This window comes from Rhodoferax sp. SPJ4, from assembly GCF_058216275.1.
The window spans coordinates 76,887-100,776 of record NZ_JBYZMN010000001.1 but is presented as its reverse complement, the minus strand read 5'-3'; the positions used below and the strand labels follow the sequence as shown (position 1 = coordinate 100,776).

Annotated in this window: 11 protein-coding genes, 4 tRNA genes and 6 rRNA genes; 4 read left to right on the top strand and 17 right to left on the bottom strand. The window is 61.1% G+C overall.

The features are described from left to right. The first annotated feature begins 11 nt into the window (after positions 1-11). On the top strand, positions 12-941 hold the full coding sequence (locus AC4BAR_RS00475) for an MBL fold metallo-hydrolase (protein ID WP_490627162.1): 930 nt from the start codon (positions 12-14) through the stop codon (positions 939-941). Between the two features lie 97 nt (positions 942-1,038). Here AC4BAR_RS00475 and rrf (AC4BAR_RS00470) read toward each other — a convergent pair. The 12 genes from rrf (AC4BAR_RS00470) to AC4BAR_RS00415 all read right to left on the bottom strand — a co-directional run bounded on the left by rrf (AC4BAR_RS00470) (position 1,039) and on the right by AC4BAR_RS00415 (position 15,174). Beyond that, positions 1,039-1,151, bottom strand: a 5S ribosomal RNA gene (gene rrf / locus AC4BAR_RS00470). Positions 1,152-1,266: 115 nt separating this feature from the next. Beyond that, a 23S ribosomal RNA gene (locus AC4BAR_RS00465) occupies positions 1,267-4,144 on the bottom strand. Positions 4,145-4,479: 335 nt separating this feature from the next. Continuing rightward, positions 4,480-4,555 (bottom strand) — tRNA-Ala (locus AC4BAR_RS00460). A gap of 16 nt (positions 4,556-4,571) precedes the next feature. Further along, positions 4,572-4,648: transfer RNA gene (locus AC4BAR_RS00455), tRNA-Ile, on the bottom strand. A 100-nt stretch (positions 4,649-4,748) separates the two neighbouring features. After that, positions 4,749-6,283: ribosomal RNA gene (locus tag AC4BAR_RS00450) — 16S ribosomal RNA — on the bottom strand. Positions 6,284-6,702: 419 nt separating this feature from the next. Then, positions 6,703-6,815: ribosomal RNA gene (gene rrf / locus AC4BAR_RS00445) — 5S ribosomal RNA — on the bottom strand. 115 nt (positions 6,816-6,930) lie between these two features. Next, a 23S ribosomal RNA gene (locus tag AC4BAR_RS00440) occupies positions 6,931-9,808 on the bottom strand. A gap of 335 nt (positions 9,809-10,143) precedes the next feature. Continuing rightward, positions 10,144-10,219, bottom strand: a tRNA-Ala gene (locus tag AC4BAR_RS00435). A gap of 16 nt (positions 10,220-10,235) precedes the next feature. Next, a tRNA-Ile gene (locus tag AC4BAR_RS00430) sits at positions 10,236-10,312 on the bottom strand. Positions 10,313-10,412: 100 nt separating this feature from the next. Next, a 16S ribosomal RNA gene (locus AC4BAR_RS00425) occupies positions 10,413-11,947 on the bottom strand. Together the 16S, 23S and 5S rRNA genes with 4 tRNA genes alongside form the textbook arrangement of a ribosomal RNA operon. 444 nt (positions 11,948-12,391) lie before the next feature. Next, positions 12,392-14,704, bottom strand: a complete 2,313-nt coding sequence (locus AC4BAR_RS00420) for a xanthine dehydrogenase family protein molybdopterin-binding subunit (RefSeq protein ID WP_490625853.1) — start codon at positions 14,702-14,704, stop codon at positions 12,392-12,394. Then, positions 14,701-15,174: a (2Fe-2S)-binding protein gene (locus tag AC4BAR_RS00415; protein WP_490625852.1), complete on the bottom strand. Its 474-nt coding sequence runs from the start codon at positions 15,172-15,174 to the stop codon at positions 14,701-14,703. Before AC4BAR_RS00415 ends, AC4BAR_RS00420 begins: the two co-directional genes overlap by 4 nt. Positions 15,175-15,274: 100 nt before the next feature. On the opposite strand from AC4BAR_RS00415, the gene AC4BAR_RS00410 reads away from it, so the two are divergent. Beyond that, entirely contained in the window at positions 15,275-17,161 is a 1,887-nt protein-coding gene (locus AC4BAR_RS00410; protein ID WP_490625851.1) for an ATP-binding cassette domain-containing protein, read from the top strand. Positions 17,162-17,170: 9 nt separating this feature from the next. On the opposite strand, the gene AC4BAR_RS00405 is transcribed toward AC4BAR_RS00410, so the two are convergent. After that, positions 17,171-18,586 (bottom strand): aminotransferase-like domain-containing protein, encoded by a 1,416-nt coding sequence (locus AC4BAR_RS00405; RefSeq protein ID WP_490625850.1) that lies wholly within the window; start codon positions 18,584-18,586, stop codon positions 17,171-17,173. A gap of 102 nt (positions 18,587-18,688) precedes the next feature. Between AC4BAR_RS00405 and AC4BAR_RS00400 the strand changes: the two genes are divergently transcribed. Continuing rightward, positions 18,689-19,900: an aminotransferase-like domain-containing protein gene (locus tag AC4BAR_RS00400; RefSeq protein WP_490625849.1), complete on the top strand. Its 1,212-nt coding sequence runs from the start codon at positions 18,689-18,691 to the stop codon at positions 19,898-19,900. Next, positions 19,897-20,754, top strand: a complete 858-nt coding sequence (locus tag AC4BAR_RS00395; RefSeq protein ID WP_490625848.1) for a PhzF family phenazine biosynthesis protein — start codon at positions 19,897-19,899, stop codon at positions 20,752-20,754. The genes AC4BAR_RS00400 and AC4BAR_RS00395 overlap by 4 nt, the downstream gene beginning before the upstream one ends. A 7-nt stretch (positions 20,755-20,761) precedes the next feature. Here AC4BAR_RS00395 and AC4BAR_RS00390 read toward each other — a convergent pair whose 3' ends face one another. The 4 genes from AC4BAR_RS00390 to AC4BAR_RS00375 are packed head-to-tail and all read right to left on the bottom strand — an operon-like array spanning position 20,762 to position 23,889. Beyond that, entirely contained in the window at positions 20,762-21,244 is a 483-nt protein-coding gene (locus AC4BAR_RS00390) for a nuclear transport factor 2 family protein (RefSeq protein WP_490625847.1), read from the bottom strand. A gap of 20 nt (positions 21,245-21,264) precedes the next feature. Then, entirely contained in the window at positions 21,265-22,548 is a 1,284-nt protein-coding gene (locus AC4BAR_RS00385) for an MSMEG_0569 family flavin-dependent oxidoreductase (protein WP_490625846.1), read from the bottom strand. 29 nt (positions 22,549-22,577) lie between these two features. Continuing rightward, positions 22,578-22,862 carry an MSMEG_0570 family nitrogen starvation response protein gene (locus tag AC4BAR_RS00380; RefSeq protein ID WP_490625845.1) on the bottom strand — a complete coding sequence of 95 codons (285 nt, stop codon included), beginning with the start codon at positions 22,860-22,862 and terminating at the stop codon, positions 22,578-22,580. Positions 22,863-22,875: 13 nt separating this feature from the next. Then, positions 22,876-23,889, bottom strand: coding sequence for a sll0787 family AIR synthase-like protein (locus tag AC4BAR_RS00375; RefSeq protein WP_490625844.1), 1,014 nt, complete (start codon positions 23,887-23,889; stop codon positions 22,876-22,878). Position 23,890 lies beyond the last annotated feature (1 nt).

Below are 23,890 nucleotides of genomic sequence, written 5' to 3'. Positions count from 1 at the left end.
CCATGACAGCCATTCCCATGAAACCTGCGATTGCCCTGCCTGACGGCGTGACCTTGCTGGAGCGCGGCTGGCTGTCCTCCAACAACATCCTGGTCCAAGGCCAGGCCGGCACGGCGATGATCGACAGCGGTTACGCCAGCCATGCCGAGCAAACGGTGATGCTGGTCAGTGAAGCACTGGCAGGCCGCCCGCTCGATCGGTTGTTGTGCACCCATTTGCACAGCGACCACTGCGGGGGCAATGCGGCTCTGCAGGCGCGCTACCCGGCCCTGCACACCGCCATTCCCCCAGGGCAGGCGGCGCATGTGACCACGTGGGACCCGCAGGCGCTGAGTTACGCGCCCACCGGCCAGCAGTGCCCGCCGTTCCAACTCGATGGCTTGCTGCAACCCGGCAGTACCGTGCCACTGGGCGATCTGCTGTGGCAGGTGCATGCCGCCCCGGGCCACGACCCCCACGCGGTGGTGCTGTTCGAGCCCCACAGTCGCACGCTGATTTCTGGTGATGCGCTGTGGGAGAACGGCTTCGGCGTGGTGTTTCCCGAACTGGATGGCGAAAGTGGGTTTGCCGAAGTCGGCGCCACGCTGGACTTGATCGAGTCGTTGCAGCCCAAGGTGGTGATTCCGGGTCATGGCCGGGCGTTCAGTGGGGCGCCCGACGCGCTGCTGATTGCACGCAAGCGCCTCAGCGGCTTCGTGGCCAACCCCTTGAAACACGCGACCCATGCCGCCAAGGTGTTGCTGAAGTTCAAACTGCTGGAATTGCAACGGGTCGGGCACAGCGATCTGCTGCACTGGGCGCTGCAAACGCCCTACATGCAGCGCCTGCACAGCGAGCACATCCGCGGCCTCACGATCAGGGCCTGGATCGATGGCCTGCTGGCCGATCTGGAACGCTCGGGCGCACTGGTGCGAAACGGCGATTGGGTGCAGAACCACTGACCGTGCATGGCATCGGATGCACGTCCGTTGCACAAACCCGGCGCAGCAAAGCAAAAAGCCCGATCACACAAGTGACCGGGCTTTCTGGGCTGTAATAGCCTGACGATGACCTACTTTCACACGGGAACCCGCACTATCATCGGCGCAGAGGCGTTTCACTGTCCTGTTCGGGATGGGAAGGAGTGGGACCACCTCGCTATGGTCATCAGGCATAACTTGTTGCCGTCCTGACACCGGGTCAGGACAACGAATTCATAGGGTCAAATCAGCTTAGTTTTTGAGTGCGTCAACTTGGCATAACAATTTTGACATTCATCAAAGTTATAGGGTCAAGCCGCACGAGCAATTAGTATCAGTTAGCTTAACGCATTACTGCGCTTCCACACCTGACCTATCAACGTCCTGGTCTTGAACGACTCTTTAGGGGGCTCAAGGCCCCGGCAGATCTCATCTTGAAACGAGTTTCCCGCTTAGATGCTTTCAGCGGTTATCTCTTCCGCACATAGCTACTCGGCAATGCCACTGGCGTGACAACCGATACACCAGAGGTGCGTCCACTCCGGTCCTCTCGTACTAGGAGCAGGCTTCCTCAAATCTGCAGCGCCCACGGAAGATAGGGACCAAACTGTCTCACGACGTTTTAAACCCAGCTCACGTACCTCTTTAAATGGCGAACAGCCATACCCTTGGGACCGGCTACAGCCCCAGGATGAGATGAGCCGACATCGAGGTGCCAAACACCGCCGTCGATATGAACTCTTGGGCGGTATCAGCCTGTTATCCCCAGAGTACCTTTTATCCGTTGAGCGATGGCCCTTCCATACAGAACCACCGGATCACTATGTCCTGCTTTCGCATCTGCTCGACTTGTCAGTCTCGCAGTTAAGCACGCTTATGCCATTGCACTATCGTCACGATGTCCGACCGTAACTAGCGTACCTTCGAACTCCTCCGTTACGCTTTGGGAGGAGACCGCCCCAGTCAAACTGCCTACCATGCACTGTCCCCGATCCAGATAATGGACCTAGGTTAGAACCTCAAACACACCAGGGTGGTATTTCAACGTTGGCTCCACAAGATCTAGCGACCCTGCTTCAAAGCCTCCCACCTATCCTACACAGATCTGTTCAAAGTCCAATACAAAGCTACAGTAAAGGTTCATGGGGTCTTTCCGTCTTTCCGCGGGGAGATTGCATCATCACAAACATTTCAACTTCGCTGAGTCTCAGGAGGAGACAGTGTGGCCATCGTTACGCCATTCGTGCAGGTCGGAACTTACCCGACAAGGAATTTCGCTACCTTAGGACCGTTATAGTTACGGCCGCCGTTTACTGGGACTTCAATCAAGAGCTTGCACCCCATCATTTAATCTTCCAGCACCGGGCAGGCGTCACACCCTATACGTCCACTTTCGTGTTTGCAGAGTGCTGTGTTTTTAATAAACAGTCGCAGCCACCGATTTTTTGCAACCTCATTGGGCTCCAGGAGTAAATCCCTTCACCTACTAAAGGCACACCTTCTTCCGAAGTTACGGTGTCAATTTGCCGAGTTCCTTCTCCTGAGTTCTCTCAAGCGCCTTAGAATACTCATCTCGCGCACCAGTGTCGGTTTGCGGTACGGTCGTGTGTAGCTGAAGCTTAGTGGCTTTTCCTGGAAGCAGGGTATCACTCACTTCGTCTGCAAGCAGACTCGTTATCACCCCTCATCTAAGCCCGGCGGATTTGCCTACCAGGCATGACTACAGGCTTGAACCAACATATCCAACAGTTGGCTGAGCTAACCTTCTCCGTCCCCACATCGCACTACACATCGGTACAGGAATATTGACCTGTTTCCCATCAGCTACGCATCTCTGCCTCGCCTTAGGGGCCGACTCACTCTACGCCGATGAACGTTGCGTAGAAAACCTTGCGCTTACGGCGAGGGGGCTTTTCACCCCCTTTAACGCTACTCATGTCAGCATTCGCACTTCTGATACCTCCAGCGCGCTTTACAACGCACCTTCACAGGCTTACAGAACGCTCTCCTACCACTTGCAATAAATTGCAAATCCGCAGCTTCGGTAACTGGCTTAGCCCCGTTACATCTTCCGCGCAGGACGACTCGATCAGTGAGCTATTACGCTTTCTTTAAATGATGGCTGCTTCTAAGCCAACATCCTGACTGTTTTAGCCTTCCCACTTCGTTTCCCACTTAGCCAATTTTAGGGACCTTAGCTGGCGGTCTGGGTTGTTTCCCTCTTGAGTCCGGACGTTAGCACCCGGTGCTCTGTCTCCCAAGCTGTACTCGTCGGTATTCGGAGTTTGCATAGGTTTGGTAAGTCGCCATGACCCCCTAGCCTAAACAGTGCTCTACCCCCGACGGTAATACTTGAGGCACTACCTAAATAGTTTTCGGAGAGAACCAGCTATTTCCAAGTTTGTTTAGCCTTTCACCCCTATCCACAGCTCATCCGCTAGTTTTGCAACACTAGTCGGTTCGGACCTCCAGTACCTGTTACGGCACCTTCATCCTGGCCATGGATAGATCACTTGGTTTCGGGTCTACACCCAGCGACTGATCGCCCTATTCGGACTCGATTTCTCTACGGCTTCCCTATTCGGTTAACCTTGCCACTGAATGTAAGTCGCTGACCCATTATACAAAAGGTACGCAGTCACCCTTGCGGGCTCCTACTTTTTGTAAGCACACGGTTTCAGGATCTATTTCACTCCCCTCCCGGGGTTCTTTTCGCCTTTCCCTCACGGTACTAGTTCACTATCGGTCAATGATGAGTATTTAGCCTTGGAGGATGGTCCCCCCATATTCAGACAGGATTTCTCGTGTCCCGCCCTACTTGTCGCAAGCTCAGTACCACACAGGTCATTTCACGTACGGGGCTATCACCCGCTATGGCCAGCCTTTCCAAGCTGTTCCGTTATGTCTTGTGCTATCACTTGCAGGCTTCTCCGATTTCGCTCGCCACTACTTTCGGAATCTCGGTTGATGTCTTTTCCTCGAGCTACTGAGATGTTTCAGTTCACCCGGTTCGCCTCGCATACCTATGTATTCAGTATGCGATACCTTTGCAGGTGGGTTTCCCCATTCGGAAATCTCCGGATCAAAGCTAATTTGCCAGCTCCCCGAAGCTTATCGCAGGCTATCACGTCCTTCGTCGCCTATCATTGCCAAGGCATCCACCATGTGCTCTTATTCACTTGACCCTATAACTTTGATTCTTCTTGCGAAGCCTCTCATTATCATCAAGGAATGTCTGACGGGTCTTTCACCCGTCGCGTTATGCCGTAATTGAGCTTTCGCTCAAATTATCTGAATTTCAAACGTGAAGTTTGATATTCGTTTTGACGCAATCAAAAATTCTATGTTGCTGATGGCACGGTCCGCACTAAACCTTTACGAATGTGCGGTTTCCATCAGCAACGCTGATTCGACTCTATGAATTTTTAAAGAACAGCCGATTGATCAAGAGATCTTGATCAACAACAAAGAGGCCTCTGACGAAGCCGCTTTGGTGTTGAATGAATAAGTATCGAAAGAATGGTGGAGGATGACGGGATCGAACCGACGACCCCCTGCTTGCAAAGCAGGTGCTCTCCCAGCTGAGCTAATCCCCCAGTTTGATGGACGGGATGGTGGGTCTGGTTGGTCTCGAACCAACGACCCCCGCCTTATCAAGACGGTGCTCTAACCAACTGAGCTACAGACCCAAGCCGGTCACTAGTGATCCAGGAACAAGCCTAAGACCGCTGGCGACAACCTTCCAACAACCGATAAGTGTGAGCGTTCAAATTAGATTGCAGTTTCCAGAAAGGAGGTGATCCAGCCGCACCTTCCGATACGGCTACCTTGTTACGACTTCACCCCAGTCACGAACCCTGCCGTGGTAATCGCCCTCCTTGCGGTTAGGCTAACTACTTCTGGCAGAACCCGCTCCCATGGTGTGACGGGCGGTGTGTACAAGACCCGGGAACGTATTCACCGCGACATTCTGATCCGCGATTACTAGCGATTCCGACTTCACGCAGTCGAGTTGCAGACTGCGATCCGGACTACGACTGGCTTTCTGGGATTAGCTCCCCCTCGCGGGTTGGCAACCCTCTGTACCAGCCATTGTATGACGTGTGTAGCCCCACCTATAAGGGCCATGAGGACTTGACGTCATCCCCACCTTCCTCCGGTTTGTCACCGGCAGTCTCATTAGAGTGCCCAACTGAATGTAGCAACTAATGACAAGGGTTGCGCTCGTTGCGGGACTTAACCCAACATCTCACGACACGAGCTGACGACAGCCATGCAGCACCTGTGTTATGGCTCTCTTTCGAGCACGAAGCCATCTCTGGCGACTTCCATACATGTCAAAGGTGGGTAAGGTTTTTCGCGTTGCATCGAATTAAACCACATCATCCACCGCTTGTGCGGGTCCCCGTCAATTCCTTTGAGTTTCAACCTTGCGGCCGTACTCCCCAGGCGGTCAACTTCACGCGTTAGCTTCGTTACTGAGTCAGTGAAGACCCAACAACCAGTTGACATCGTTTAGGGCGTGGACTACCAGGGTATCTAATCCTGTTTGCTCCCCACGCTTTCGTGCATGAGCGTCAGTACAGGCCCAGGGGATTGCCTTCGCCATCGGTGTTCCTCCGCATATCTACGCATTTCACTGCTACACGCGGAATTCCATCCCCCTCTGCCGTACTCTAGCGATGCAGTCACAGATGCAGTTCCCAGGTTGAGCCCGGGGATTTCACAACTGTCTTACATCACCGCCTGCGCACGCTTTACGCCCAGTAATTCCGATTAACGCTCGCACCCTACGTATTACCGCGGCTGCTGGCACGTAGTTAGCCGGTGCTTATTCTTACGGTACCGTCATTAGCAAACTGTATTAGAGCTCGCCGTTTCGTTCCGTACAAAAGCAGTTTACAACCCGAAGGCCTTCATCCTGCACGCGGCATTGCTGGATCAGGCTTGCGCCCATTGTCCAAAATTCCCCACTGCTGCCTCCCGTAGGAGTCTGGACCGTGTCTCAGTTCCAGTGTGGCTGGTCGTCCTCTCAGACCAGCTACAGATCGTTGGCTTGGTGAGCCTTTACCCCACCAACTACCTAATCTGCCATCGGCCGCTCCATTCGCGCGAGGTCTTGCGATCCCCCGCTTTCATCCGTAGATCGTATGCGGTATTAGCGTAGCTTTCGCTACGTTATCCCCCACGATTGGGCACGTTCCGATGTATTACTCACCCGTTCGCCACTCGCCACCAGGATTGCTCCCGTGCTGCCGTTCGACTTGCATGTGTAAGGCATGCCGCCAGCGTTCAATCTGAGCCAGGATCAAACTCTATAGTTCGATCTTGAATTTTTTCGCTCTTTCGAGCAACTCATAAATTGGAATCGACACGAACCTCATTTCTGAGTTTCATATCTTTTTTACTTCATGAGCGTTTGTAGGTCAGTTAAGACCTAGTTCCGAAGAACTTGGCAATCGCCTTCAAACGCCCACGCTTATCGGCTGTATGTTTTTAAGGAACTCTTGCGACTCAAACTCCGCTTTTCGCTTCGTTTTCGTCTACGTCGCTGTGATCAGCGAAGCCTTGAATTATGCCACGGTTTTTTGAAGACCGTCAACTTTTTCAAGATTTTTGTCATCTGAAGGCAAGACCTTCACGCGACAAACATCTCATCACTTTCAGTCACAAAGACCAAAAGCAACCCTCACACAAAAAGAAAACGCCCCGATCGCTGACCGGGGCGTTTCTCGCTGTAATAGCCTGACGATGACCTACTTTCACACGGGAACCCGCACTATCATCGGCGCGGAGGCGTTTCACTGTCCTGTTCGGGATGGGAAGGAGTGGGACCACCTCGCTATGGTCATCAGGCATAACTTGTTGCCGTCCTGACACCGGGTCAGGACAACGAATTCATAGGGTCAAATCAGCTTAGTTTTTGAGTGCGTCAACTTGGCATAACAATTTTGACATTCATCAAAGTTATAGGGTCAAGCCGCACGAGCAATTAGTATCAGTTAGCTTAACGCATTACTGCGCTTCCACACCTGACCTATCAACGTCCTGGTCTTGAACGACTCTTTAGGGGGCTCAAGGCCCCGGCAGATCTCATCTTGAAACGAGTTTCCCGCTTAGATGCTTTCAGCGGTTATCTCTTCCGCACATAGCTACTCGGCAATGCCACTGGCGTGACAACCGATACACCAGAGGTGCGTCCACTCCGGTCCTCTCGTACTAGGAGCAGGCTTCCTCAAATCTGCAGCGCCCACGGAAGATAGGGACCAAACTGTCTCACGACGTTTTAAACCCAGCTCACGTACCTCTTTAAATGGCGAACAGCCATACCCTTGGGACCGGCTACAGCCCCAGGATGAGATGAGCCGACATCGAGGTGCCAAACACCGCCGTCGATATGAACTCTTGGGCGGTATCAGCCTGTTATCCCCAGAGTACCTTTTATCCGTTGAGCGATGGCCCTTCCATACAGAACCACCGGATCACTATGTCCTGCTTTCGCATCTGCTCGACTTGTCAGTCTCGCAGTTAAGCACGCTTATGCCATTGCACTATCGTCACGATGTCCGACCGTAACTAGCGTACCTTCGAACTCCTCCGTTACGCTTTGGGAGGAGACCGCCCCAGTCAAACTGCCTACCATGCACTGTCCCCGATCCAGATAATGGACCTAGGTTAGAACCTCAAACACACCAGGGTGGTATTTCAACGTTGGCTCCACAAGATCTAGCGACCCTGCTTCAAAGCCTCCCACCTATCCTACACAGATCTGTTCAAAGTCCAATACAAAGCTACAGTAAAGGTTCATGGGGTCTTTCCGTCTTTCCGCGGGGAGATTGCATCATCACAAACATTTCAACTTCGCTGAGTCTCAGGAGGAGACAGTGTGGCCATCGTTACGCCATTCGTGCAGGTCGGAACTTACCCGACAAGGAATTTCGCTACCTTAGGACCGTTATAGTTACGGCCGCCGTTTACTGGGACTTCAATCAAGAGCTTGCACCCCATCATTTAATCTTCCAGCACCGGGCAGGCGTCACACCCTATACGTCCACTTTCGTGTTTGCAGAGTGCTGTGTTTTTAATAAACAGTCGCAGCCACCGATTTTTTGCAACCTCATTGGGCTCCAGGAGTAAATCCCTTCACCTACTAAAGGCACACCTTCTTCCGAAGTTACGGTGTCAATTTGCCGAGTTCCTTCTCCTGAGTTCTCTCAAGCGCCTTAGAATACTCATCTCGCGCACCAGTGTCGGTTTGCGGTACGGTCGTGTGTAGCTGAAGCTTAGTGGCTTTTCCTGGAAGCAGGGTATCACTCACTTCGTCTGCAAGCAGACTCGTTATCACCCCTCATCTAAGCCCGGCGGATTTGCCTACCAGGCATGACTACAGGCTTGAACCAACATATCCAACAGTTGGCTGAGCTAACCTTCTCCGTCCCCACATCGCACTACACATCGGTACAGGAATATTGACCTGTTTCCCATCAGCTACGCATCTCTGCCTCGCCTTAGGGGCCGACTCACTCTACGCCGATGAACGTTGCGTAGAAAACCTTGCGCTTACGGCGAGGGGGCTTTTCACCCCCTTTAACGCTACTCATGTCAGCATTCGCACTTCTGATACCTCCAGCGCGCTTTACAACGCACCTTCACAGGCTTACAGAACGCTCTCCTACCACTTGCAATAAATTGCAAATCCGCAGCTTCGGTAACTGGCTTAGCCCCGTTACATCTTCCGCGCAGGACGACTCGATCAGTGAGCTATTACGCTTTCTTTAAATGATGGCTGCTTCTAAGCCAACATCCTGACTGTTTTAGCCTTCCCACTTCGTTTCCCACTTAGCCAATTTTAGGGACCTTAGCTGGCGGTCTGGGTTGTTTCCCTCTTGAGTCCGGACGTTAGCACCCGGTGCTCTGTCTCCCAAGCTGTACTCGTCGGTATTCGGAGTTTGCATAGGTTTGGTAAGTCGCCATGACCCCCTAGCCTAAACAGTGCTCTACCCCCGACGGTAATACTTGAGGCACTACCTAAATAGTTTTCGGAGAGAACCAGCTATTTCCAAGTTTGTTTAGCCTTTCACCCCTATCCACAGCTCATCCGCTAGTTTTGCAACACTAGTCGGTTCGGACCTCCAGTACCTGTTACGGCACCTTCATCCTGGCCATGGATAGATCACTTGGTTTCGGGTCTACACCCAGCGACTGATCGCCCTATTCGGACTCGATTTCTCTACGGCTTCCCTATTCGGTTAACCTTGCCACTGAATGTAAGTCGCTGACCCATTATACAAAAGGTACGCAGTCACCCTTGCGGGCTCCTACTTTTTGTAAGCACACGGTTTCAGGATCTATTTCACTCCCCTCCCGGGGTTCTTTTCGCCTTTCCCTCACGGTACTAGTTCACTATCGGTCAATGATGAGTATTTAGCCTTGGAGGATGGTCCCCCCATATTCAGACAGGATTTCTCGTGTCCCGCCCTACTTGTCGCAAGCTCAGTACCACACAGGTCATTTCACGTACGGGGCTATCACCCGCTATGGCCAGCCTTTCCAAGCTGTTCCGTTATGTCTTGTGCTATCACTTGCAGGCTTCTCCGATTTCGCTCGCCACTACTTTCGGAATCTCGGTTGATGTCTTTTCCTCGAGCTACTGAGATGTTTCAGTTCACCCGGTTCGCCTCGCATACCTATGTATTCAGTATGCGATACCTTTGCAGGTGGGTTTCCCCATTCGGAAATCTCCGGATCAAAGCTAATTTGCCAGCTCCCCGAAGCTTATCGCAGGCTATCACGTCCTTCGTCGCCTATCATTGCCAAGGCATCCACCATGTGCTCTTATTCACTTGACCCTATAACTTTGATTCTTCTTGCGAAGCCTCTCATTATCATCAAGGAATGTCTGACGGGTCTTTCACCCGTCGCGTTATGCCGTAATTGAGCTTTCGCTCAAATTATCTGAATTTCAAACGTGAAGTTTGATATTCGTTTTGACGCAATCAAAAATTCTATGTTGCTGATGGCACGGTCCGCACTAAACCTTTACGAATGTGCGGTTTCCATCAGCAACGCTGATTCGACTCTATGAATTTTTAAAGAACAGCCGATTGATCAAGAGATCTTGATCAACAACAAAGAGGCCTCTGACGAAGCCGCTTTGGTGTTGAATGAATAAGTATCGAAAGAATGGTGGAGGATGACGGGATCGAACCGACGACCCCCTGCTTGCAAAGCAGGTGCTCTCCCAGCTGAGCTAATCCCCCAGTTTGATGGACGGGATGGTGGGTCTGGTTGGTCTCGAACCAACGACCCCCGCCTTATCAAGACGGTGCTCTAACCAACTGAGCTACAGACCCAAGCCGGTCACTAGTGATCCAGGAACAAGCCTAAGACCGCTGGCGACAACCTTCCAACAACCGATAAGTGTGAGCGTTCAAATTAGATTGCAGTTTCCAGAAAGGAGGTGATCCAGCCGCACCTTCCGATACGGCTACCTTGTTACGACTTCACCCCAGTCACGAACCCTGCCGTGGTAATCGCCCTCCTTGCGGTTAGGCTAACTACTTCTGGCAGAACCCGCTCCCATGGTGTGACGGGCGGTGTGTACAAGACCCGGGAACGTATTCACCGCGACATTCTGATCCGCGATTACTAGCGATTCCGACTTCACGCAGTCGAGTTGCAGACTGCGATCCGGACTACGACTGGCTTTCTGGGATTAGCTCCCCCTCGCGGGTTGGCAACCCTCTGTACCAGCCATTGTATGACGTGTGTAGCCCCACCTATAAGGGCCATGAGGACTTGACGTCATCCCCACCTTCCTCCGGTTTGTCACCGGCAGTCTCATTAGAGTGCCCAACTGAATGTAGCAACTAATGACAAGGGTTGCGCTCGTTGCGGGACTTAACCCAACATCTCACGACACGAGCTGACGACAGCCATGCAGCACCTGTGTTATGGCTCTCTTTCGAGCACGAAGCCATCTCTGGCGACTTCCATACATGTCAAAGGTGGGTAAGGTTTTTCGCGTTGCATCGAATTAAACCACATCATCCACCGCTTGTGCGGGTCCCCGTCAATTCCTTTGAGTTTCAACCTTGCGGCCGTACTCCCCAGGCGGTCAACTTCACGCGTTAGCTTCGTTACTGAGTCAGTGAAGACCCAACAACCAGTTGACATCGTTTAGGGCGTGGACTACCAGGGTATCTAATCCTGTTTGCTCCCCACGCTTTCGTGCATGAGCGTCAGTACAGGCCCAGGGGATTGCCTTCGCCATCGGTGTTCCTCCGCATATCTACGCATTTCACTGCTACACGCGGAATTCCATCCCCCTCTGCCGTACTCTAGCGATGCAGTCACAGATGCAGTTCCCAGGTTGAGCCCGGGGATTTCACAACTGTCTTACATCACCGCCTGCGCACGCTTTACGCCCAGTAATTCCGATTAACGCTCGCACCCTACGTATTACCGCGGCTGCTGGCACGTAGTTAGCCGGTGCTTATTCTTACGGTACCGTCATTAGCAAACTGTATTAGAGCTCGCCGTTTCGTTCCGTACAAAAGCAGTTTACAACCCGAAGGCCTTCATCCTGCACGCGGCATTGCTGGATCAGGCTTGCGCCCATTGTCCAAAATTCCCCACTGCTGCCTCCCGTAGGAGTCTGGACCGTGTCTCAGTTCCAGTGTGGCTGGTCGTCCTCTCAGACCAGCTACAGATCGTTGGCTTGGTGAGCCTTTACCCCACCAACTACCTAATCTGCCATCGGCCGCTCCATTCGCGCGAGGTCTTGCGATCCCCCGCTTTCATCCGTAGATCGTATGCGGTATTAGCGTAGCTTTCGCTACGTTATCCCCCACGATTGGGCACGTTCCGATGTATTACTCACCCGTTCGCCACTCGCCACCAGGATTGCTCCCGTGCTGCCGTTCGACTTGCATGTGTAAGGCATGCCGCCAGCGTTCAATCTGAGCCAGGATCAAACTCTATAGTTCGATCTTGAATTTTTTCGCTCTTTCGAGCAACTCATAAATTGGAATCGACACGAACCTCATTTCTGAGTTTCATATCTTTTTTACTTCATGAGCGTTTGTAGGTCAGTTAAGACCTAGTTCCGAAGAACTTGGCAATCGCCTTCAAACGCCCACGCTTATCGGCTGTATGTTTTTAAGGAACTCTTGCGACTCAAACTCCGCTTTTCGCTTCGTTTTTGTCTGCGTCGCTGTGATCAGCGAAGCCTTGAATTATGCCACGGTTTTTTGAAGACCGTCAACATGTTTGAAAATTTCTTTTCCGAAGCGTTTGCGGCGTTGGCCTCTGTCACTTCACACGTTGCAACCGACTTCGGAAGTCGTTGATCGCTTGTCGCTTTCAACATCTCTGCGTCATCTGCTGAGCCATCAACTATAGCACGGGTTTTCCCGACTTTCAAACCACCGTCACATTTTCTTCCGTGATTCGCCGCCTTCGGCCTCGCTCATCAGAGGCAGCGCCCGGTAGCGCCGGCCTGTGAGCACCGCCAAGGCGTTGCCCACCGCCGGCGCCAGGGGGGGCACCCCAGGCTCCCCCACCCCGGTGGGCAGATGGGTGCTTGGCACGATCCAGGTCTCCACCACAGGTGTGGCCTGCAGGGTGAGCAGCGGCGCTGCCGGGAAATTGCGTTGCACCACCTCCCCCTGATGGATGTCCACCCCCCCATACAAGGCGGCGGTGAGCGCAAACACCACCGAGCCCTCCATCTGCTGGGCCACGGTGGCCGGGTTCACCACCGTGCCACAGTCCACCGCACACACCACGCGGTGCACCCTGGGCTTGCCCTGCTCCAGGGAAACCTCCACAACCTGGGCCACCACCGAGCCAAACGACTCGTGAATGGCCACGCCACGGGCCCGCCCAGCGGGCAGCGGACGGCCCCAGCCGGCTTTGCTGGCAGCCAGGTTCAGCACCGCCAGGTGCCGTGGAGCGTACTTCAGCCAGCGGCGCCGGAAGTCCACAGGATCTTGTGGGGCCCGCGCCGCCAGCTCGTCAATGAAGCTTTCCATGAAGAAGGCGTTGTGGGAATGGCCCACCGATCGCCAGAACCCCACTGGCACCCCGCTGCGGGTGGCCACATGGGCCATGCGCTGGCTGGGAAAGGCATAGGCTTGGTCGATCAAACCCTCGGCAGTGGTCTTGTCCGGCATGTCGATGGGGCCGCTGAGCGCCGGCAGGGTGCGCGCCATCCAGCGCGGTGTGATGGCGTCGCCGGCCGACACCGTCTGTAGGCTGACCGGCTGGCCCGTCGCGTCCAGCGCTGCCCGCAGGTGGGCCACCTGCATCGGCCGGTAATGGTCATGGGCCATGTCTTCCTCGCGCGACCAGACCACCTGCACCGGCTTGCCCTGGGTGGCCATGGCCACCCGCACCGCCTGGGCAGCGACATCGGTCTCCAGGCGACGGCCAAAACCACCGCCCAGCAGCGTCACCTGCAGCGTGACTTTGTCGGCCGACACGCCCGCCACCCGGGCCGCCAAGTCACGCACCGCGGTGGGCACCTGGGTCGGCGCCCAGACCGTCACGCCCTGCGGCGTGACCTGGGCGGTGCAGTTCATGGGCTCCAGCGTGGCGTGGGCCAGATAGGGTGCGGTGAAGCGCGCCTCCAGCGTGGCGGCAGCGCCCGCCTCGGCCGCCGCCACATCACCCTGCGAATAAAAGACGGTGCCATCGCCGCCAGCAAGGGCCGCGGTGACAGTGGCATCAAGTTGTTTGCGGATGGCATCGGTGTCCACCGGCGCCCCGTCACGCGGCCGCCAACGGGCCACCACGGCATTGGCCGCCTGCTGGGCCTGCCAGGTGGTGGTGGCCACCACCGCAAAGCCCTCAGGCGCCCCGGCGTCTGCCGGCAGGCGCACCAGCTGGCGCACACCGGGCATGGCCAGGGCCGCCTTGTCGTCCAGGCTGTCCAGCCCGCCACCCATCAGCGGGCACATGCGCACCGCCGCAAACAGCAGGCCGGGTGGGCGCACGTCCAGCCCAAACACCGCCTGGCCATTGACCTTGGCCGGCAGGTCCAACCGCGGCGCCGGCTGGCCAATCAGCCGCCAATTGGCCCTGGGCTTCAAAACCACCTCGCCCGGCGCGATGCCGGCGGCCGCCGAAGCCAGGGCTGCATAGGCCAGCGACCGGCCCGAGGCATCGGTCACTTGGCCACCGGCCACGGTCAGGCTGGCCGGGGCTACGCCCCACTGGGCGGCGGCCGCTGCCAGCAGGCTGGACCGGGCGCTGGCCGCAGCCATGCGCAGCGGCGCCCAGGCGTCGGCCACGCTGGACGAGCCGCCGGTGACCTGGATGCCCAGTTCGCGCGCCAGCTTGCCCACCATCCATTCGCTGACCCGCACCAGCGCAGGGGCGGGCTCGTCGGCGCCGTCGCGTGGGTGGAAGGGCAGCGAGCCGACGAACATCGCCACGTTGCCGTAAATCTTGTCGGGACCGGCCGTTTCCAGCCGCACCGAGGCCAGTGGCACGTCCAACTCCTCGGCCACCAGCATGGCCAGCGCGGTGTGCACGCCCTGCCCCATCTCGCTGCGCGGCATGGCCAGCACGATGGCGCCGTCGGCCGCCACCTTGATCCAGCCGTTCAAAGCCACCTCGCCGGCCTTCTGCGCCCAGGATGCGGGCGACCCCAGGCGCGACCGCGCCGGCAGCACCGCCCAGCCCACCACCAACGCGCCTGTGGCGCCAGCGGCACTCAACAACCAGGTCCGGCGCTTCATGACGCCACCCCAACGCTCGCCACCGCCTGCCCCGCCGCCCGGTGGATGGCCGCACGCACCCGCTGGTAGGTGCCGCAACGGCACAAATTGGTGATGTGGGTGTCGATTTCGGCGTCGGTCGGCTTCGACGTGCGGGCCAGCAGGGCCGCCGCGGCCATCAGCATGCCGCTCTGGCAGTAGCCGCACTGCGGCACTTGTTCGGCAATCCAGGCCTGTTGCAAGGGGTGGGGCTGGTTCACCGGGGCCAGGCCCTCGATGGTGGTGACGGCTTTGCCGGCCACCGCCGCCACCGGCAGCACACAGGTGCGGGTGGCCACACCGTCCACATGGACGGTGCAGGCGCCACAGGCGGCCACGCCGCAGCCGAACTTGGTGCCGGTGAGGTTGAGCACGTCGCGCAGCACCCACAGCAGGGGCATGGCCCCGTCCACCGGGGCGTCCACAGCGGCGCCATTGATCAGAAGTTGCACGGTTTTCCTCGCAGATGGGGGTCAGCCGGCCACTATAGCCAGCGGTCTGCACGGTGGTTAGAGGTTGGACCCGGTGTCTGGCAACGATAATCCGCCCCCTATGGCCCTGATCACCCTTTTGAATGCCCAGCTCGCTTTTGGCCATGTGGCCCTGCTGGACCACGCCGACTTTGCCCTGGAGACCACCGAACGGGTGGGCCTGATTGGCCGCAACGGCGCCGGCAAATCCTCCATGCTGAAAATCCTGGGCGGCCTGGAAAAGGCCGACGACGGCGTGCTGCAGTTCCAACAAGGCCTGCGCGTGGCCTATGTGGCGCAGGAACCGGTGCTGGACCCGGAGGCCACGGTGTTCGTGGCGGCCAGCGTCGGACTGGCCCAGGTGATCGCGGCGCGCGACCTCTACCTCAGCGGCGCCGACGGCGTGGACCTGGACGCGCTGCAGTCACAAATCGAGGCTTTTGACGCCTGGAACTGGGAGCAGCGGGTTGAAGAAACCCTGCACCGGCTGCACCTGGACGCCAGCGCACTCGTCGGCACGCTGTCGGGCGGCACCAAAAAACGGGTGGCGTTGGCCCAGGCGCTGGTGGCCAAGCCCGACGTGCTGCTGCTCGACGAACCCACCAACCACCTGGACCTGGACTCGATTGCCTGGCTGGAAGACCTGCTGATCGACTTCAAGGGCAGCGTCATCACCATCACCCACGACCGCGCCTTCCTCGACCGGGTGGCCACCCGCATCGTCGAGCTGGACCGCGGGCGCCTGCTGTCCTACCCCGGCAACTTCGCCCAGTACCTGGTGCAGAAAGAAGAGCAGCTGGCGCAGGAGGCGGTGATCTCGGCCAAGGCCGACAAATTACTGGCGCAAGAGGAAATCTGGATCCGCAAGGGCGTGGAGGCGCGCCGCACCCGGGCGCAAGGCCGCATCACCCGGCTCGACAAACTGCGCGCCAGCCGCGCCGCCCGCCGCAGCGCCTTGGGCAGCGTCAAGCTCGACGTGGCCTCGGGCGCCCCGAGCGGCAAGATCGTGGGCGAGCTGACCGACGTCAGCCTGGCCTTTGGCGACAAGCAAATCGTCAGCCACTTCAGCGCCACCCTGCTGCGCGGCGACAAAATCGGCCTGATCGGCCCCAACGGCGCTGGCAAGACCACGCTGCTCAAGCTGATTCTGGGCGAGCTGAAACCCGACAGCGGCAAGCTGCGCCAGGGCACCCGGCTCGAGGTGGCCTATTTCGACCAGATGCGCAACACGCTGGACCTCGACGCCTCGCTGGAAGACTTCATCAGCCCCGGCAGCGAGTGGATCGAGATCGGCGGCCAGCGCAAACACGTCAAGAGCTACCTGGGCGACTTTTTGTTCTCGCCGGCCCGCGCCAACTCACCGGTGCGTTCGCTCAGCGGCGGCGAGCGCAACCGGCTCTTGTTGGCGCGGTTGTTTGCCCGCCCGGCCAACGTGCTGGTGCTGGACGAACCCACCAACGACCTCGACATCGACACGCTGGAGTTGCTGGAAGACCTGCTGCAAAACTACGACGGCACGGTGTTCCTGGTCAGCCACGACCGGCGCTTTCTCGACAACGTGGTCACCAGCACCATCGCCTTCGAGGGCGAGGGCCGCTGGCGCGAGTACGAGGGCGGCGTGGAAGACTGGATCGTGCAGTCGCAGCGCAGCAAGGCCTTGGCCGCGTCCGGCAGTGCAGACAAGCCCGCCGCGCCGGCCAAAACCGAGCCCAAGCCGGCGCCGGCAGCCACTCCAACGCCACAAAAAAAGAAGCTGAGCTACAAGGAGCAACGTGAGCTGGAGGGCTTACCGGCGCTGATTGCCGCGCTGGAGGCCGAACAGCAAAACACCACCGCCGCGCTGGCCGACGGCAGCCTCTACGCCAGCGACCCGCGCCGCGCCGCCGAGCTGGCCCAGCGCAACGCCGCCATCGACGACGAGTTGCTGGCCGCGCTGGAGCGCTGGGAGCAGCTGGGCAGCCCGGCCTGAGCGAAGGCTTCAGCGCAGCGCGTCGCGCAGCCGCGCAAACACCGCCCAGAACGCCGCCTCCTGCGTGGTGGCGAAGTTGATGCGCATCAGCGTGCTGGGCTGGCGCTGGGCGTGGAACAGCGAGCCCGGCGCCAGCAAATAGCCCTCGTCCAGCATGCGCTGGGCCAGCGCGTCGGTGTCCACCCCGGTGTCGACCCAGCCAAACAGGCCGGCCGGCTCGGCGGCAAAGCGGCAGCCATGGGCCAGGGCCAGCCGCACGCTGCGGGCCCGCGCGCCATCGAGCCGGGTGCGGATGCGCTCGGCATGGCGGCGCAGCTGGCCCTGGGCCATGCAGACCGCCAGCGCCCGCTCCATCAGCACCGGCGTGGTCAGCGTGGTCAGCAGCTTGGTGTCGAGCAGGCGCTCGGCCAGCGCCGGGGCCGCCGCCAGAAAGCCCACCCGCCAGTTGGGCGCCAGGATTTTCGAGAAGCCGCTGACGTAGACCGTGCGCTGCAACCCGTCCAGTGCGCTGAGCCGGGTGGCGTGCGGCGGCGCCAGGTGGCTGTAGGTGTCGTCCTCCACGATGTGGAAGTCGTGCGCATGGGCCAGCTGCAGCAGCCGGTGGGCGCTGCCGGGCGACAGGCTGTGGCCGGTGGGGTTGTGCAACACACTCACGCTGACCAGCAGCCGCGGCGCGTGCTCGGCGCAGTAGCGTGCCACCACCGCCAGGTCGGGGCCGTCGGCGCCACGCGGCACCGGCAGGATGCGCATGCCCAGGGCGTCGAGCCGGGCGAACTCGATGGCCCAGCCCGGCTCTTCCACCATCACCGGGTCGCCAGCGCGCAGCAGCGTGCGGCTGACCACGTCCAGCGCATGGGTCGCGCCCACGGTGGTGACGATCTGGCCCGGCGTGGCCGGGATCTGCAAATCCGCCAGCTTGGCCGCCAGCGCCTCGCGCAGCCCGCTGTCGCCGGCCGGCTCGCCGTACTGCAGCGACCAGTCGGCCAGCGCCCGGTCGCCCACCACCTTGCGCAGCGCCGCCGGCATGAAGCTGGAGCGCAGCCAAACGGGTGGAAAGGCCCCCATGCCGGGCTGGGGCTGGGCATCGGCGCCATGGAACATGCCGCGGATCAGCGCCGCGGCGCTGCGGGGCGGCGGCCGCGCCACCTCGGCCGCGGGGGCGGCGGCACCCTGCCGGGCCTGGCCCGCCGCCCGCGCACCATCGCGGACAAAAAAGCCGCGGTTCTTGCGCGCCTCCACCCAGCCCTCGGCCAGCAGCTGGTCGTAGGCCGCCACCACGGTGGACGGGCTCACGCCCTGGCTGGCCGCGCATTGCCTCACGCTGGGCAGCCGGGCCCCCGGCGCCAGCAGGTGGTCGCGGATGCGCTGGGCAAAGCGGGCGGCCAGCTGGCCAGACAGGGTTTGCGACGGTGACCGGGTCAGCATGGGGCCTGGGTGGGTGTGCTGAAAGGTTGGGCAGTACAGATCGGTCTGTGCGCCCACCAACTGTATTGCTTGTGTATCGGCATCAAGCCTACAGTGGACGGCATGAACTGGCAACTGGCCCACCGCACCACCCGCATGAACGCCTCGGCGATCCGCGAAATCCTCAAGCTCACCGAGCGCCCCGGCGTCATCAGTCTGGCCGGCGGCCTGCCCTCGCCACACAGCTTTCCGGTGGCCGAATTCGCCGCCGCCTGCGAACAGGTGCTGCGCGACGACGGCCCCGCCGCGCTGCAGTACGGCCCCAGCGAAGGCCATGGCCCGCTGCGCGAATGGGTGGCGGCCAGCCTGCCCTGGCCGGTCAGCGCGTCGCAGGTGCTGATCACCACCGGCTCGCAACAGGGTCTGGACCTGCTGGCCAAGGTGTTGATTGATGCCGGCAGCCGGGTGCTGGTGGAAACACCCACCTATTTGGGTGCGCTGCAGGCCTTTGCGCCCATGGAGCCGCAGATCGACAGCGTGGCCGGCGACGAGCAGGGCCTGCTGCCCGAGGCCCTGGCCAGCGCCTGTGCCGCCGGCCACGCGCCGCGCTTTTTGTACGTGCTGCCGAATTTCCAGAATCCCACCGGCCGCACGCTGGGCGAGGCCCGCCGCACCGCGCTGGTGAACAGTGCCGAGCGCCTGGGCCTGCCGCTGGTGGAAGACAACCCTTATGGCGAACTGTGGTTCGATGCCCCACCGCCAGCGCCGCTGGCCGCCCGCCACCCCGAGGGCTGTGTCTACCTGGGCTCGTTCTCCAAGGTGCTGGCGCCCGGGCTGCGGCTGGGTTTTGTGGTGGCGCCGCCAGTGCTGATGGGCCGGCTGCTGCAGGCCAAGCAGGCGGCCGACCTGCACACCCCCAGTTTCACCCAGCGGCTGGCGGCCCAGGTGCTGCAGGGCGACTTTCTGGCCCGCCACCTGCCCGCCGTGCGCGAACGCTACCGCGCCCAACGCGACGCCATGCTGGAGGCGCTTACCCGCCACATGGCGCCCTTCACCGGCCCCGGTGACCAGACCATGCGCTGGAATCAGCCGGCCGGCGGCATGTTTTTGTGGCTGCGCCTGCCGGCCGGCCTGGACGCCACGGCGCTGCTGCCACGCGCCGTGGCCCGCGGCGTGGCCTTTGTGCCGGGCGCGGCCTTCTACCCTGGGCCGGCAGACACGCGCACGATGCGGCTGTCGTTTGTCACCGCCGCGCCCGCCGAGATAGAAGCCGGCATCGCCGCGCTGGCCGCCGCCGTGGCCGAGATGCGCCCCTGGTCAGGAGCGACCGCATGAAACGCCGCTACATGCAAGTCGATGTGTTCTCGGCCATGGCCGGGCTGGGCAACCCGGTGGCGGTGGTGCTGGACGCCGATGGCCTGGACGACGCGCAAATGCAGCGCTTCGCCCGCTGGACCAATCTGTCGGAAACCACCTTTGTGCTGCCGCCCACCGACCCGGCGGCCGACTACCGGCTGCGCATCTTCACCCCTGGCGGCGAACTGCCCTTTGCCGGCCACCCCACGCTGGGCAGTGGGCACGCCTGGCTGCTGGCCGGTGGCCAGCCCCAAACGGCTGGCCAAGTGGTGCAGCAATGCGCGATCGGCTTGGTGGCGGTGCGCCGCGAGGCCGGCGCCCGGCTGGCCTTTGCCGCGCCCCCGCTGCGCCGCAGCGCGCCCGAACCGGCGCTGCTGGCCGCGGTGCTCAGCGCCCTCGGCTTGCAAGCCCACCAGCTGCGGGCGGCCCAACGGCTGGACAACGGCCCGGTGTGGCTGGGTCTGCTGCTGGACGGCCCGGCCAGCGTGTTGGCCTGCGCGCCCGACCATGCCCAATTGAAGCAGTTGGGCGTGAAGGTGGGCTTGGCCGGCTTGTATGGCGGAGCCCCCCGCACCGATGCGGCAGCCTCCCAGCTCGAAGTCCGGGCCTTTGCCGCGCCCATCGGCGTGGCCGAAGACCCTGTGACCGGCAGCCTCAACGCCAGCCTGGCCCAGTGGCTGATGGCCGAGGGCTGGCTGCCGCCGCGCTACACCGCGGCCCAGGGCCAGTGCCTGCAGCGGGCGGGCCGGGTGCACCTGGACCAGGAGGCCGACGGCCCGCTGTGGGTGGGCGGCGACTGTGTGGCCTGCATCACCGGCACGGTGGACCTCTAGGGCCGGCTCACAGCCCCAGGTCGGACAGGCCGGGGTGGTCGTCGGGCCGGCGGCCCAGCGGCCAGTGGAACTTGCGCTCGGACTCGGCGATCGGCAGGTCGTTGATGCTGGCGTGGCGCACCGCCATCAGGCCGTTGTCGGCGAATTCCCAGTTCTCGTTGCCGTAGGAGCGGAACCACTGGCCGCTGGCGTCGTGCCACTCGTAGGCGAAACGCACGGCGATGCGGTTGTCGGTGAAGGCCCAGACCTCTTTGATCAGCCGGTACTCCAGCTCGCGCTCCCATTTGCGGGTCAGGAAGGCCGCCACTTCGTCGCGGCCCACCGGGAACTCGGCCCGGTTGCGCCAGCGGGTCTGGGCGGTGTAGGCCATGGCCACCTTCTCCGGGTTGCGGTTGTTCCAGCCGTCTTCGGCGGCGCGGGCCTTTTGCCTGGCGGTTTCCAGCGTGAACGGCGGCAACGGGGGACGCGGGGTTTCGGTGGGGTCGATCATGGGGTCTCCTGGAACTTGTTTTAACTGAAAGCCTCGGCCCGGTCCACCACCACCGGCGTGGGCCGGTGGTGCAAGGCGTCGATGCGTTCGGCCAGAAACAGCGCGTCGCGGGCCACGCCGGAAAAGCGGCCCGAGCCCCAGGTGTAGAGCCAAGGCAGGCCCAGGAAGTACAGGCCGGGGTGGGCGGTCACGCCGCGCTGGTGGCCGGGCTGGCCACGGCCATTGAACACCGGGGCCTCGACCCAGGCGAAGTCGGGCGTGAAGCCGATGCACCAGACGATGGACGTGATGCCGTGCTCGGCCAGGTTGACCGCGGTGCGCTCGGCGCCCGGCTGCCACACCGGCGTGTAGACCGACGGCCCCTCGTCGGTGGCGATGCCGTTCTTGGTGATGAAGGCGTCGATGCTGGCGTTGATGCGGTTGTACACCGCGTCGGCGGCGTCCAGGTTGGTGGCCAGGTCGGGCGCGAACTGCAGGGTCTCGCCGTCCAGCCCGGTCAGCAGGCCCACCAGTTCCATGCCCTGGGCGGCGAATTGGCGCAGGTCGATGTCGCGGCCGCCGTCGCGGCCGGTCACGTAGTGGTTGGTGTTGTCGCGCACGCCTTCGCGCAGCGGGTGCTCGTGCACCGGCAGGTCGTAGTAACGCATGTCGGCCAGCCAGTCGACCACGTCGCGGCCGCGGTAGAAGCGGGCGCAGCGGGGCGCGTCGCCCACCGCCAGCCAGACCTTGCGGCCGGCCAGGTGCAGGTCTTCGGCGATCTGCGTGCCCGACTGGCCCGAGCCCACCACCAGCACCGCGCCCTCGGGCAGCGCGGCGGCGTTGCGGTACTGCTCGGAATGCATCTGCACCACGCTGGCCGGCAGCCGCTCGGCCAGCCGCGGGATGATGGGCGTGTGGTAACCCCCCGAGGCCGCCACCACCTGGTCGGCGGTGCACAGGCCTTCGGAGGTGTGTATCTCGAAACCGCCCTGCGGCCGCGGCACGGCGCGGCGCACCGCCACCCCTTCGCGCAGCGGCGCGTCCACATGGGCGCGGAAGGCCTGCAAATACTGCAGGATTTCCGGTTTGCGCATGAAGCCATGGGGGTCGGTCCCGCGGTACTCGTGGCCGGGCAGCTTGCACTGCCAGTTGGGCGTGACCAGTGAGAAGTTGTCCCAGCGCCGGGTCTCCCAGTTGTGCATGGCCTGGTGTTTCTCGAACACCACATGGTCGATGCTGCGCTGCTTCAGGTAATAGCTCAGCGACAGGCCGGCCTGGCCGCCGCCGACGATGGCCACGGGATGGTGGGGAATGGGATGGGACATGGGGAACTCCTTCGGGAAATGGGGCGCGTTCAGCCGAACGACACCAGCTCGATGCGGGCGTCGGCCTGGGAGCTGAAGCGCTGGGCCTGGGCCTCAATGAGCGCCAGCTGGTCGGCCGCGGCCGAGCAGGCAAAGCCGTAACGGGCGGCGACACGGTCGGACGCGTGCTGGGTGGCGGCACGGATGCGGCGCAAAAACTCGGGCAGCGGGTAGGCCTGGCCGGGCTCGAAAAAGCCGGTGATGCTGGTCGACGGCGAATAACACCGGGTCAGGGTCTGGTCGGGCCAGCGCAGCTGGTAGTGGATGGCAGGCATGGGCGTCTGAGGGTCAGGCTGTCGCCAGGTCGGTGGGCGTGGCACCAGCGGTGATGAAGGGGCGGGTGCGGGTGTCCCACAGCTCGGCCTGTTCGCCGCAGCGGGTCAGCACCAGCGTGGGGGTGTCGGTGACGCGGCCAACCCGGGCGCAGGCCAGGCCACGGGCGCGGAAGCGGGCCACCACCTCAGCCCGGTGTTCGGGCCGCACACTCAGCACAAAACCAAAGCTGGGGAAGGCGGTGAGCCAGCGCAGCAGCGCCAGGCCCTCCTCCATGCCGGGCGGGCGCGGAATGGCGTCCACCTCGATGCGGGCGCCCACACCCGAGCATTCGGCCAGCATCAATGCGGTGCCAATGACACCGGCCATGCTGATGTCCTTGGCGGCGTCGCACAGGCCGGCCTCGGCCAGTTCGGGCAGCAGTTCCAGGTCACCGCGCAGGCGTTCGGCCGGCGCGGCGGTGGAGGCGTTCCAGTAGGGGTAGGGCTCCTGCCAGGCGCCGCGCAAATCCACCGCCACCAGCAGGTCGTCGCCGGGCCGGGCGTGGAAGCTGGTCAGCAGCTGCTGCGCATGGCCCAGGATGGCCACCGCCAGCTGGCCACCGCGTGCCCGGTTGTTGCTGTGGCCGCCGACGATGGGCACGCCGTAGCGCTGGGCGGCGCTGGCCATGCCGGCCAGCATCTCGCTGGCCTGGGCCATGCCGTCGCTCCACAGCGCGTCGACCACCGCCAGCGGTCGCCCGCCCATGGCGTAGACGTCGCTCACATTGACCATCACGCTGCAGTAACCGGCGAACCAGGGCTGGGCTGCGATGAAGTCTTCCACCAGGCCCTCGATGGCCAGCAGGGTGTAACCGCCACCGGGTGACGGCAGGGCTGCGCAGTCGTCGCCCACCGCCACCGCCTGGGCCAGTCCGGCCATGCCGCCGGGGTGCTGGCCGGCGAGCGCGGTCACCACCGCGCTGATGTCGGTCTTGTGGGCAAAGCCGCGGCTGCTGCGCAGCGCCTCGGCAAGGGTGTGGATGTCCATG

Bases quoted from the DNA above. Each gene is read 5' to 3' on its own strand.
- AC4BAR_RS00400 (WP_490625849.1), top strand. From the start codon at position 18,689: ATGAACTGGCAACTGGCCCACCGCACCACCCGCATGAACGCCTCGGCG.
- AC4BAR_RS00395 (WP_490625848.1), top strand. From the start codon at position 19,897: ATGAAACGCCGCTACATGCAAGTCGATGTGTTCTCGGCCATGGCCGGG.
- AC4BAR_RS00380 (WP_490625845.1), bottom strand. From the start codon at position 22,862: ATGCCTGCCATCCACTACCAGCTGCGCTGGCCCGACCAGACCCTGACC.
- AC4BAR_RS00405 (WP_490625850.1), bottom strand. From the start codon at position 18,586: ATGCTGACCCGGTCACCGTCGCAAACCCTGTCTGGCCAGCTGGCCGCC.
- AC4BAR_RS00420 (WP_490625853.1), bottom strand. From the start codon at position 14,704: ATGAAGCGCCGGACCTGGTTGTTGAGTGCCGCTGGCGCCACAGGCGCG.
- AC4BAR_RS00375 (WP_490625844.1), bottom strand. From the start codon at position 23,889: ATGGACATCCACACCCTTGCCGAGGCGCTGCGCAGCAGCCGCGGCTTT.
- AC4BAR_RS00385 (WP_490625846.1), bottom strand. From the start codon at position 22,548: ATGTCCCATCCCATTCCCCACCATCCCGTGGCCATCGTCGGCGGCGGC.
- AC4BAR_RS00390 (WP_490625847.1), bottom strand. From the start codon at position 21,244: ATGATCGACCCCACCGAAACCCCGCGTCCCCCGTTGCCGCCGTTCACG.
- AC4BAR_RS00410 (WP_490625851.1), top strand. From the start codon at position 15,275: ATGGCCCTGATCACCCTTTTGAATGCCCAGCTCGCTTTTGGCCATGTG.